Below are 11,902 nucleotides of genomic sequence, written 5' to 3'. Positions count from 1 at the left end.
GCCCCGCGCACCCAGGCCACCGCCGCACCGGGCTGCGTCGTATGAGGTCGTGCGGTCGGCGGGGAGGGCGGCTTGCTTGGCCCTCTTTTGTAGGTTGGTTGGTGGCCGGAAGATCTTGCGGGGCTGCCAGATGTCGGCCGCGCGGGCGGCCTTATCTGGCGTTCGGGAGGCTTGCGTCGACGGCTTCACGCCGAGGTGTCGACACCCGTCAAATCGAGGTGTCTGACACCCGTGACGTATGGGTTGTTCGCTGGAGTATTCGAGAACGAGGTGTCTGACACCCGCTGAGCCGGTCTTACAGACTGACGATCCTGCTACCTGGGTGTCTGACACCGGCCCGCTGACGGATGCGACACATTGAAGTGCGCGCAAAGAAAAACGCCGGCCTGTCAGGCCGGCGATTTCATTTGACGCTTGCTTGCCGCATTGTGCGTTACGGAATCAGCGACAAGCCCACGCGGAACTGGCTTTCGTTGCGCTGGTTGTAGCCGAGCAGCGTCTCGCCGTAGCCGTTGAAATACTGCAGATGCAGGTACCCGTTCCAGTTCAGGAACGTGCGGCGTAGCGGCCACGCGAAATCCAGCTGCGTCGTGCGTCGCTTCTGATCTCCCTGGCGATACATCGCCGAGACGACGGCGCCGTTGTCCTGGGCCCAGCGCAGTTGCCAGTCGACGTGGCCGGCGTAGTCGGCGTAGTCGCTGTTTTCCTTGGCGACGGCGAAGTAGGCCTTGACCTTGGGGGCGAAGGTGAGGGTGCTGCCGCTGTCGAAGCGGTAATGGAAGCGCGGTTCGATGTAGCCGTCGTTGAGCGAGCGGGAGTCTTCGCCGTCCTTGCCGTTGGAGGCGTGTTCGACGCCGGTGTTCATGCCGAAGCGCCAGTTCTGGTTCTCGGATTTCCAGATGTCGTCGGTCATCCAGAAAACGCTGGGATTGAACGTGGTGTCGATGAAGGGCTTGGAGTCGCTTTCCAGATCCCACAGCGAGGTCTGGGTGTAGCCCAGGTAGAAGTCGTCGTGCCAGGTGTCCTCGCCGCCGCGCGGGCTGATCAGGCGGTACTTGGCGCTGATCTGGAAGCGGGCGGTGGTGAGGCCGCGGGTGCCGACGGCGAAGTAGACGGGCTTGTAGGCGGAGAAGGCGCTTCGGAATTTGTCGAAGGCGGCCTGTTCAACGGTGGGTTCGACGGTGGCGGCGGGGGCGGGGCCGGCTTCGGGGGATGCGCCTGCGGCGGCGACGGCTGCGGCCGGGACGGGTTGGCCGCTGCGTGGGTCGACGACGGGCGTCTGGGCGGGCGTGGTGGCCAGGGTGCCGCTGTCGCGGCCGGTGGCGTCCAGCGCCATCATGGACGGTTGGCCTTCAATGGAGACGGCTTGCAGGCCGCGTGCGGTGGCGGGCACTTCGGCGGACCAGGACATGCGCGCGAAATTGTTGACGGGCACGCTGTAGTTGTCGCGGCCGCTTTTCAGTTTGGCGAGGCTGCGGACGATCTGGCCGTCGGGGCTGCGCCACTGCAGGACGAGTTCGGGCGGGGCCTGCCAGTCGACGCGCGAGCCGCCCTCGTTGAAGAAGACGGCTTCGATGGTGACGGTTTCGCCAGGCGCCGCAGAGGGGCGGTCCAGCCGGTATGACACGCCTGCCGCGGCGGAGCCGGCCGCGCTCAGGGCCAGGACGGCGGCAAGGAGGCGGGGGGTGGGAGAGCGGTGAAAAGGACGGCGGGAGGTCATTGAGGATGTATCTGATTTTTGTGATCAGGCAATGTAGCACCGACTCTGGCAACAGTTTGTAATTCAGACTAATCGTATGTGTGGGCTGTAAAAAATGCGAAAACCCCGCGCGTTGTCGACAATGCGCGGGGTTTTATGAGCAGGATTGTGGTGCGTGAACCGAGGTCCTGCGGGCCGGGCCTTGCGGCTTGATGCCTTGTCACGCGCGGGCTTGCTGCAAACGCCGCGCGTTGCCGGCTATCGGGGTTATTCGCCGAACTTGATGCCCTGCGCCAGCGGCAGATTGCGCGAGTAGTTGATGGTGTTGGTCGCGCGCCGCATGTAGTTGCGCCAGGCGTCCGAACCGGACTCGCGGCCGCCGCCGGTTTCCTTTTCGCCACCAAATGCGCCGCCGATTTCGGCGCCGGAGGTGCCGATGTTGACGTTGGCGATGCCGCAGTCGGAGCCAGCGGCGGACAGGAAAGTTTCGGCTTCGCGCAAGTCGTTGGTGAAGATGGCGGACGACAGGCCTTGGGGCACGCCGTTCTGCATGGCGAGCGCGTCGCCGAAGTCCTTGTAGCGCATGACGTACAGGATGGGCGCGAAGGTTTCGTGGCAGACGACGTCGGTCTGGCCGGGCATTTCGGCGATGGCGGGGCGCACGTACCAGGCGTCGGGGTATTGGTCGGCCAGGACGCGTTCGCCGCCGGTGACCTTGCCGCCCTGTTCGCGGGCTGCCGTCAGCGCAGCTTGCATGGCGTGAAAGGAGGCGCGGTCGATCAGCGGGCCGACGAGGTTGCCGCTGTCGAGCGGGTTGCCGATGGGGGCGCTGGCATAGGCCTTGTGCAGGCGCTGGACCAGTTCGTCGGCGACGCTTTCGTGGACGATGAGGCGGCGCGTGGTGGTGCAGCGCTGGCCGGCGGTGCCGATGGCGCCGAAGACGATGCCGCGGGCGGCCATGTCGAGGTCGGCGGTGGGGCCGACGATGATGGCGTTGTTGCCACCCAGTTCAAGCAGGACGCGGCCGAAGCGTTGTGCGACGCGCGGACCGACCTGGCGGCCCATGCGGGTGGAGCCGGTGGCGGACACCAGTGCGACGGTGTGCGAGTCGACCAGGGCTTCGCCGACCTCGCGGCCGCCGATCAGAACTTCGGACAAGCCGGCGGGCGCGTCGCCAAAGCGTTGGACGGCCTGCGCGAAGAGCGCTTGGCAGGCCAGCGCGGTGAGGGGGGTCTTTTCCGAAGGCTTCCAGACGACGGCGTTGCCGCAAACCAGCGCCAGCGCGGCGTTCCAGGACCAGACGGCGACGGGGAAGTTGAAGGCGCTGATGACGCCGACGACGCCCAGCGGATGCCACGTTTCCATCATGCGGTGGCCGGGACGTTCGGAGGCGATGGTCAGGCCGTAGAGCTGGCGCGACAGGCCGACGGCGAAGTCGCAGATGTCGATCATTTCCTGCACTTCGCCTTCGCCTTCCGCGACGATCTTGCCGGCTTCCAGGCTGACGAGGCGGCCGAGTTCCTGCTTGTGCTGGCGCAGGGTTTCGCCGAACAGGCGGATCAGTTCGCCGCGGCGGGGGGCGGGGACGTCACGCCATGCCAGGCTGGCTTGCCGCGCGCGAGTGATGGCGGCGTGGGCCTGGGCCACCGTGTGCTCATGCACCTGCGCCAGTTCGGCGCCGTCGATCGGGCTGCGGGCGATCAGGGTGCCGCCGGTGAGCGCACTGGAGTTGAGTCCGAGATTGCGCAGGATGTCTTGAGGAGTGTCCATGCCGGTTCCTTCAATGCCTTGCGAAGTCAGCGTCTTCGCTTAAGGGTTATGCCTAAGTGGCGATTCTGGAAAAAAATTTACTATACGAAACTATGACGTGAAATGCGAAATATTTTTGAGGCGCCCTTTGCTGGCCTCCTTGAAACGCCAGTGCGAGCGGCAGATCATCAGTCGGCCCCGCGCGCACTGCACCTGAAGGTGAATTCGTGGCGGAACCGTTGCTCGTTGTTCAGGCAGTCAAAAAGACCTATCAGCGCGACGGGCATCCCCCGCATCTGGCGCTGGACGGCATCGATTGCCAACTCGAACGCGGCGAGGTGATGGTCGTGGTCGGTCCGTCGGGCTCGGGCAAGAGCACCTTGCTGCGCACCTTGAACGGCCTGGAAAGCATTGACAGCGGCACGATCCGCGTCAATGGCGTGTCGCTGACGGATCCGGCCACGGACGTCAACCGCTGGCGCACCGACGTCGGCATGGTGTTCCAGCACTTCAACCTGTTCCAGCACCGTACTGCGCTCGACAACGTGGCGCTACCCCAACGCGTGGTGCGCGGGCGCAGCCGTGCCGACGCCGAGCGCTACGCCCGCGACCTCCTGGGCCGCGTCGGCATGGCCGAATTCGGTGATCGTTATCCCAGCCAGTTGTCCGGCGGCCAGCAGCAGCGCGTGGCGATCGCGCGCGCGCTGGCGATGGACCCCCAACTGATGCTGTTCGACGAGGCCACGTCGGCGCTCGATCCTGAAACGGTGGGCGGCATTCTCGAATTGATGCGCGCCCTGGCGCGCGACGGCATGACGATGGCGGTGGTGACGCACGAAATGGGTTTTGCCCGCGACGTGGGCGACCGCGCGCTCTTCATGGACGCGGGCCGCATCGTGGAGATGGGCACGCCCGATGAAGTGTTCGGCCATCCCAAAGAGGCGCGCACCCGCGCTTTCCTGGAAAAGATTCTGTAGTCCCGCCGGTCCGGCTTATCCGGGCGCTGCCGGCGCGATGTGCCTTGCCCGGAACGATATGGGTCCATTCACCAAAGGGGTTAGCAATGCTGAAAATCAAACAATGGCTGGGCGTGGCCAGCGTCGCCCTGGCGGCCGCCACCGTGGCCCTGCCGGCACAGGCGGACGAACTTTCCGACATCATCAAGCGCGGTGAATTGCGTGTGGCGGTGCAGACCTCCGGGCCGCTGATGAGCTTCATGGACAAGACGGGCAAGCGCACGGGGCTGGCCGTGGAAGTCGCCAAGCGCATGGCCGACGACCTGGGCGTGAAGCTGGTGCTGCAGGATTATGAATGGAAGGGTCTCTTGCCCGCGCTGCTGTCGGGCAAGGCCGACATGGTGGCCGCGGACATGACACCCACGCCGCAGCGCGCCGCGCAGGTGCTGTTCTCGCTGCCCATGTTCTACGCCGACACCGTCGCCGTGGTGCCCAAGGATTCCCCGTACAAGAACTACGCGGAACTGAACAAGTCCGGCGTCACCGTCGGCGCGCTCGGCGCCAGCACGTACGCCGAAGTCGGCAAGAAGATGCTGCCCACCGCCACGCTCAAGGAGTTCTCGGGCGGCAGCGCGCCGGTTGGCCAGGCGTTGTCCAGTGGCCGGCTGGATGCCGGCATCATGTCGCTGTCCACCGCCAACCAGTTTCTCGTCGACTTCGGCAACCTGCGGGTGCTGGAGGGCGTGATGGTGCGCGAGCCCCTGGCGTTTGCCGTCGGCCCCAACGCGTTCCGCCTGAAGTTCTGGCTGGACAACTGGCAGACGCTGAAGACCGCTGACAACTCGCTGCCGGAACTGGTCCAGTACTGGTATTCCACCGATTGGAAGAAAGACCACTGATCGGAGACGGGACCGCCCATGGACTGGCTGATCGATTTCTATAACTGGCGCATCGTCAGCCAGTACACGGGCCAATTTGCCGAAGGCCTGGCCAACACCCTGATCGCGGCGGGCGCAAGCCTGGTGCTGTCGGTGCTGGCCGGGGTTCCGCTGGCGCTTGCGCATATGTCGTCCCGCGGCGTGGTGTGGCGCCCGGTGGCGGCGTATGTGCAATTCGTGCGCTCCACGCCGCTGCTCGTGCAGATCTACCTGGTCTATTACGCGGTGCCCTATCTTGTGCCGGGCGCCAAGGGCTGGAGCGAGATGGTGCTGGGCATCCTCGCCATGACCCTGCACCACGCGGCCTACATGAGCGAAATCATCCGCGTCGGCATCGAGTCCGTGCCGCGCGGCCAGATCGAAGGCGCCAAGGCCTGCGGCATGAACTACCACCAGCGCCTGCGCTACGTGGTGCTGCCGCAGGCCTTCGCCAATACGCTGCCGCCGCTGCTGGGCCAGACCGCCGTACTCATCAAGGACACCTCGCTGCTGTCGCTGATCACGGTGTTTGAACTGGTTGCCGCGGGCGTGCAGATGAACAGCGAACGCATCGTGCCCAACGAAGCCTTCCTGACCATCGCGGCAGGCTATCTGCTGATCTACTGCATCATGCTGCTGCTGTCCAAGGGCGTAAGCCTGTGGCTGGCCGGCCCGGCCTGGAACGCGAGGTAATCATGCTGGACTCCTATCTTTCCACCGCCGGCGTCGTGCTGCCCTTTCTGCTAAAGGGCTTCTGGGAGACGCTGAAGATCTCCTTCGTGGCCATCATTGCCGGCTCGCTGCTGGGCTTTGTCATCGGCGTGATCCGCAGCTACCGCATTCGCGGCGTGCATCAGATTCTGGGGCTGTACATCCACATCCTGCGCGGCACGCCGTTCCTGGTGCAGCTCTACATCTTCTACTTCGTGCTGCCCAGCTCCGGCATCGAACTGCTGCACTGGGACTCCGGCACGGCGGCCTTCGTGGCATTGTCGGTGTACACGTCCTGCTACGTGGCGGAAATCGTCATGGGCGCCATCCAGGCCGTGCCGCGCGGCCAGACCGAAGGCGCGATGACCCTGGGCCTGCGTCCGCTCCAGATCCTGTGGCTGGTGATCTTGCCGCAGGCCATGCGCCTGATCGTGCAGCCCATGAGCGGCGTCTACGTCATGCTGATCAAAAGCACCGCCATCCTGTCCGTGGTCGGCATCACCGAACTCACGCGCCAGGGCGAAGTGTTCATCATCACCTTCCCGGCCAAATCGCTGTTCATCTACGGCATGATCGCCGCCATCTATTTCATCTACTGCTACCCGCTCCTGCGCCTGGCCAACTGGCTGGAAAGGCGCCTGACCGGGGGCCTGCAAGGCGCGGGCCTGCACTGAGCCGACACCATGGTCTCCGAGTACATCGACACCTACTACAAGCGCACGCTCGCCGATGGCGACACCTACTATCCGCCGCTGGCGGGCGCGGCCAGTGCAGACGTCTGCGTGATCGGGGCGGGGCTGGCCGGCCTGTCCACCGCGCTGGAATTGGCGCGGCGCGGCCGCAACGTCACGCTGCTGGAAGCGCGGCGGATCGCCTGGGGCGCCTCGGGCCGCAACGGCGGCTCGGTGTCGCCGGCGTTCTCCGCGGGCGCGGACGCTATTCGCAAACACGTCGACGAAGATCACTACCGCCAGCTCTACCGGCTGTCGATGGAAGGCGTCGAAATCATCCGCGACAACATCCGCGACCTGCGCATCGCCGACGCCCACAAGGTCGACGGGCGGCTGCGCGTCGTGCGCTACGAGGCCACCGACGCGCTGCGCCAGTGGTGCGACAGCCAGCAGCGCGACTTCGGGCGCGACGTGCGGCTGCTCTCGCGCAGCCAGGTTCGCGAACGGCTGGTGTCCGACGTCTACCATCAGGGCATCGAAGACCCCTCGTCCTTTCACTTCCATCCGCTGAACTACGCGCGCGCGCTGGCCCGCGAGTGCGTGCGGCTCGGCGTGCGCATCCACGAAGATTCGCCGGTCGTACAGGCCACGCTGGATGGCGCGGTCAAGCATCTGAAGACCGAGCAAGGCCAGATCGACGCCGCCACCGTCGTGCTGGCCACTGGCGGCTACACCGGCGACGTCGTGCCGGCTCTGCGCCGCGCAATGCTGCCCATCGCCACCTACATCATGCTGACCGAACCGCTGGGCGAGCGAGTGCGCGAAGCCATCCGCAGCAATGCGGCCATCGGCGACGACCGGCGCGCCGGCAACTATTACCGCGTCCTGGATGGCGGCCGCATCGGCTGGGGCAGTAGAATCACCACCCGTGTCGACGACCCGCCCGATCTGGCCGAGTCCCTGCGCCGCGAATTGCTCAGTGTCTACCCCCAATTGCAAGGGGTGCGCGTGGAGGCAGCGTGGTCGGGACGCATGGCCTACGCGCGGCACCTGATGCCGCAGATCGGCCTGCTGGGTCCGAATGTCTGGTATTGCACCGCGTTCGGCGGACACGGCATGAACACGACGTCTGTGGGCGGACGCGTCGTGGCCGAGGGTATCACCGGCGACACGCAGCGCTACAAGCTCTTCGAACCGTTCGGGTTGGCCTGGAACGGCGGGAGCCTGGGCACGGCGGCGGTTCAACTGACTTATTGGTCTTACCAGGCGCGCGACTGGTGGCGTGAGCGTCAATCGCGGGGCTGACTATTGCGGGCCTGACTACTGCGGGCATGACAGGGTATACAGATGCAAGGCAACAAACAGAGCGCATTGGCACAACGGCTGCGAGCCTTGCGCCAGGCGCGCACGTGGACTCTGAAGCAGGCGGCCGAAGCCACCGGCGTGTCCGCGTCCACCCTGTCCAAGATCGAGAACAGCCTGCTGTCTCCCACCTATGACAACCTGATCAAGATCGCCGCGGGCCTGGACCTGGACGTGGCCGAACTCTTCACTGCCTCCGACGCCCACATGGGCACCGGCCGCCGCAGCCTGAGCCGCCAGGGCGAAGGCCGGCAGTACGAAACGCCGTATTACGATCATCGGTTGCTATGCACTGCGCTATCGCACAAGCGCATGATGCCTTTCCACACCCGCGTCAAGGCGCGGGCCTTCGACGAGTTCCAGGACTGGAGCCGGCACGGGGGGGAGGAGTTCGTGTATGTGCTGGAGGGGGAAGTTCAGCTTTATACGGAGTTCTATGAACCGGCCCGGCTGAAGGCGGGGGAGAGCTTCTATATAGATAGCCGCATGGGGCACCGGGTGATCAGCCTCAGTCCGGAGGATGCAATCGTGCTGTGGGTGTCCACGCATACGGATATAGGCGAGGAGTAGGGGGCGAGCCGCTTTTTCCGCAACAGGGTAAAATGCGCGGCCCGGACGGGTTCCGGGCGTCACCACACCGCGCGGCAGTAGCTCAGCTGGATAGAGCACGGGCCTTCTAAGCCTGAGGTCGGGGGTTCGAGCCCCTCCTGCCGCGCCAGCCCTAAAGCTTGCCATATGAACCTTGACCGACTGCGCCGGGAATTTCCCCGCTACGACATCTCCACCTTGCCGACTCTGCCCGAAGGCTACCTCGACGCGTCTGAACGCATCGATGCAGCGCCGTCCTTCGTGAACGAGGAGCGCGGCTTGAAGGTGTATGTCGACTACGCCAACTACGCCGACCGCGAATCCGGCAGAAGCCAGCGCTACTGCGTCTCGCGTTGGGACGAGGAAGAGGGCGACTACGAGGATGTGGCGTTGTCGACGAATGATTGGGCGGAAGTCGTGCGGTTTTTGACTGCCTGAGTTTTCTTCCTGGGGGCGCTGTTTCCACCAGGGCAAATCCGTGTGCGGGCCGGCCAGTCACAATAGGACGGTTTCTTCGCATCAATAAGACGGACTCCAATTTACGACCTATAAGGGCAGCTTCTAAAAAGGGAACTGCCGCGCGTCGCCAAGTGCGACCTGCGCGGCATGTCCCCACAGGAAGCTCGCCATGCCCACCCAATCCCATCTTCGCTTTACCTTCGAAATCATTGGCGGTGAGACCCGCAACGACTTCGAGGTGGTCGAGTTTGAATTGCGGGAAGGGCTCAGCGAGACCTTCCGTCTCGCCGTCGAGCTGACCAGCGCCAATCACGAAATCGACTTTGGCAGCGTGCTCGACCGTCCCGGTCGCCTCACGCTCTGGCACGGCGATACGCCCGTGCGCTACGTGCACGGCGCGGTGTCCTCCTTCGTTCAGCGCGACACCGGCTTCCGCCGGACGCGCTACTCCGCCATCGTCGAGCCGCGTCTGGCGCGCCTGAAGCTCAGTTCCGACTGGCGCATCTTCCAGTCCCTCAGCGTTCCGCAGATCGCCGAGGCGGTGCTCAAGGCCCATGGCCTGACCCACGACTACGAGCAGCGCAACACCACCGAGCATCAGACACGCGAATATTGCGTGCAAGCCGGCGACACGGATTACGACTTCGTCGAGCGTGTCATGCGCGAAGAGGGGTTCTTCTATTCCTTTCGCCATAGTGCGCAAGGTCACCAGCTGGTGCACAGCGACCGCCTCTTCATCCACGGCCGTGGGGGCGACGAGCCAGTACAGTACAACCCTACCCCGGGGGGTGACCGGCCCCAGCCCGCGCTGCGCCGTTTTGCATACATCGAGAATGTCCGCACGGCACGGCAGACGCAGCGCGACTACACCTTTCACACCCCTCGCTACACCCACCAGCACAGCAGCGACGGTCGGGACCTGGACCATCAAGGCCACCGCTACGAGCGCTACGATTACCCGGCCCGTGCAAAGTTCGACGAGACGGGCAAACCTTTCGCCGAAAGCCGCCTGCGCGGCCATCGCCGAGATGCGCGCATCGCTCGGGTTGAAGGCGACGACCCGCGCTTGCAGCCCGGCATCTCCTTCACGCTGATCGGCCATCCCCGGGAAGACATGAATCGCGGGTGGCGCCCTGTTCGCATCGTCCATCGTGGCACGCAGTACAGCAGCCAGGCCGAGGAGAGCGCCGATGCAAAGTTGGGTACCCACTACCAGTACGAGGCCGATCTGGTGCCTGACGATGCCGAGTGGCGCGCCGAACCGCTGCCCAGGCCACGCATCGATGGCCCCCAGAACGCCGTTGTAGTCGGTCCGCCCAATGAGGAAATCTATACCGACGAGTACGGACGGGTGAGGGTTCAGTTCCCGTGGGATCGCCAGGGGAATCAGGACGAACACAGCTCCTGCTGGATCCGCGTGTCGCAGAACATCGCCGGCGCCACCTGGGGCCACATGGCCATTCCGCGTATTGGCCAGGAGGTCATCGTCCAGTTCCTGGATGGGGACATGGATCAGCCAATCATCATGGGAAGGGCCTACAACCGCTTGCAGTTGCCGCCGTACGAATTGCCCAAGTTCAAAGAACTGGCAACCGTCAAAAGCAAGGAACACAAGGGCAACCGCGCCAGCGAGCTACGGCTGGACGACACCACGTCTCAAATCAGCGCCGCGCTGATGAACGATCATGGCGCCAGTCATCTGCACCTTGGCTACCTGACTCACCCGCGGCCCCGCGGTGGGCAACCCCGAGGTGAGGGGTTTGAGCTGCGTACCGACCTGCGGGGCGCCCTGCGTGCCGCACAGGGGCTGTTGATCACCACCGATGAACAACCCGGCGCCCAGGCAGGACAGCTCGCGCGCACCGAACTGGTCCAATGCCTGGAGAGCGCGCTTGAGCTGGCGAGAAACTTGGGCGAGTACGCCGGACAGCATCAAAACCTGCCGCACGACCCGGGCCCCCAGGCCGCATTGTCCAACGCCGTCCGGGACATGGGGCAGGGTGCCAACGATGAGAGCGGCGGGAACGGCGGGCAACCGCTCATCGGCTTAAGCAGCCCTGCAGGCATTGCGGCAGCGTCACCGCGCTCCATCACGCTTGCGGCGGGCGAGCATCTGGATACGGTAGCTGAGCAGAATCAGCATCTCACGGCAGGCCAATCCCTTGTCATGAATGCCGGGCAAGGTATCAGTCAATTCACGCACGCGGGCGATCTGCGCCACATTGCGCATCAAGGGCAGGTGCGGATCCAGGCGCAGCAAGAGTCGATACACCTGCAGGCTGACAAAAGCGTCGTGGTCAGCGCCAGCAACGAACATGTCCTGGTGTCCGCCGACAAGCACATCACGCTGCTGTGTCAGGGCGCCTACATCAAGATGCAGGGCGGCAACCTCGAGTATGGCTGCCCGGGGGCAATGACCTTCAAAGCGGGTAGCTACGACTGGGTGGGTGCGGCGAGCGAATCCGGGACGTTACCTCAGTTCGATGTCGGATCGACTCAGAGGCGATTTGTATTGACGTTGCCCGATGGCGAACGACCGGCCGCCGGGCAGCCATACAGAATCACCCTCAGCAATGGGGACGTGATTGATGGCGTCACCGATACGGAGGGTGCCACCGACCTCGTGGAAATGGGGGCGATGCACATTGCTTCCCTTGCGTTGCTTCTCCGAAATGGCTCGGGAGCATTGCCCTCAGCGCTATCGGTAGCCGCAACGAAGGTGGTGGCTGACAAAGACACGCAAGTGTGACGAATTTTCCAGGGCGGCGAAAAGTGCCTCAAATGGATTGA

At 64.6% G+C, this 11,902-nt stretch carries 10 protein-coding genes and 1 tRNA gene; 9 read left to right on the top strand and 2 right to left on the bottom strand.

All coding sequences use genetic code 11. The features are described 5' to 3' along the window. Positions 1 to 433 precede the first annotated feature (433 nt). Together B3446_RS02365 and B3446_RS02360 are read right to left on the bottom strand one after the other, a co-directional pair. Positions 434 to 1,720 carry a phospholipase A gene (locus tag B3446_RS02365; protein ID WP_175139293.1) on the bottom strand — a complete coding sequence of 429 codons (1,287 nt, stop codon included), beginning with the start codon at positions 1,718 to 1,720 and terminating at the stop codon, positions 434 to 436. A 246-nt stretch (positions 1,721 to 1,966) separates the two neighbouring features. Further along, entirely contained in the window at positions 1,967 to 3,469 is a 1,503-nt protein-coding gene (locus B3446_RS02360; RefSeq protein ID WP_291377159.1) for an aldehyde dehydrogenase family protein, read from the bottom strand. A gap of 206 nt (positions 3,470 to 3,675) precedes the next feature. On the opposite strand from B3446_RS02360, the gene B3446_RS02355 reads away from it, so the two are divergent. The 9 genes from B3446_RS02355 to B3446_RS02315 all read left to right on the top strand — a co-directional run bounded on the left by B3446_RS02355 (position 3,676) and on the right by B3446_RS02315 (position 11,861). Continuing rightward, positions 3,676 to 4,425, top strand: coding sequence for an amino acid ABC transporter ATP-binding protein (locus B3446_RS02355; RefSeq protein WP_056563861.1), 750 nt, complete (start codon positions 3,676 to 3,678; stop codon positions 4,423 to 4,425). An 86-nt stretch (positions 4,426 to 4,511) separates the two neighbouring features. After that, complete coding sequence (locus B3446_RS02350) at positions 4,512 to 5,303, top strand: ABC transporter substrate-binding protein (RefSeq protein WP_175124386.1); 792 nt, start codon at positions 4,512 to 4,514, stop codon at positions 5,301 to 5,303. Between the two features lie 18 nt (positions 5,304 to 5,321). Next, positions 5,322 to 6,014: an amino acid ABC transporter permease gene (locus B3446_RS02345; protein ID WP_291377154.1), complete on the top strand. Its 693-nt coding sequence runs from the start codon at positions 5,322 to 5,324 to the stop codon at positions 6,012 to 6,014. Positions 6,015 to 6,016: 2 nt separating this feature from the next. After that, positions 6,017 to 6,706 carry an amino acid ABC transporter permease gene (locus B3446_RS02340; protein ID WP_056563852.1) on the top strand — a complete coding sequence of 230 codons (690 nt, stop codon included), beginning with the start codon at positions 6,017 to 6,019 and terminating at the stop codon, positions 6,704 to 6,706. A 9-nt stretch (positions 6,707 to 6,715) separates the two neighbouring features. Continuing rightward, on the top strand, positions 6,716 to 8,008 hold the full coding sequence (locus B3446_RS02335; RefSeq protein ID WP_191579538.1) for an NAD(P)/FAD-dependent oxidoreductase: 1,293 nt from the start codon (positions 6,716 to 6,718) through the stop codon (positions 8,006 to 8,008). 42 nt (positions 8,009 to 8,050) lie between these two features. Next, the gene (locus B3446_RS02330; RefSeq protein ID WP_191579539.1) at positions 8,051 to 8,635 is read left to right on the top strand and encodes a helix-turn-helix domain-containing protein; all 585 of its coding nucleotides are present in this window, start codon (positions 8,051 to 8,053) and stop codon (positions 8,633 to 8,635) included. Between the two features lie 71 nt (positions 8,636 to 8,706). Further along, positions 8,707 to 8,783: transfer RNA gene (locus B3446_RS02325), tRNA-Arg, on the top strand. Between the two features lie 17 nt (positions 8,784 to 8,800). Then, positions 8,801 to 9,091, top strand: coding sequence for a hypothetical protein (locus tag B3446_RS02320; protein ID WP_279974884.1), 291 nt, complete (start codon positions 8,801 to 8,803; stop codon positions 9,089 to 9,091). 190 nt (positions 9,092 to 9,281) lie between these two features. Then, positions 9,282 to 11,861: a type VI secretion system Vgr family protein gene (locus tag B3446_RS02315; RefSeq protein WP_291377150.1), complete on the top strand. Its 2,580-nt coding sequence runs from the start codon at positions 9,282 to 9,284 to the stop codon at positions 11,859 to 11,861. Positions 11,862 to 11,902: the final 41 nt, after the last annotated feature.

Origin of the sequence: Achromobacter sp. UBA5777 (genome assembly GCF_002418565.1) — a bacterium.
GTDB classification, from domain to species: Bacteria; Pseudomonadota; Gammaproteobacteria; order Burkholderiales; family Burkholderiaceae_B; genus Achromobacter; species Achromobacter animicus.
Note: the sequence above shows the minus strand (reverse complement) of the source record. Positions and strands in the feature narration are given on the sequence as shown.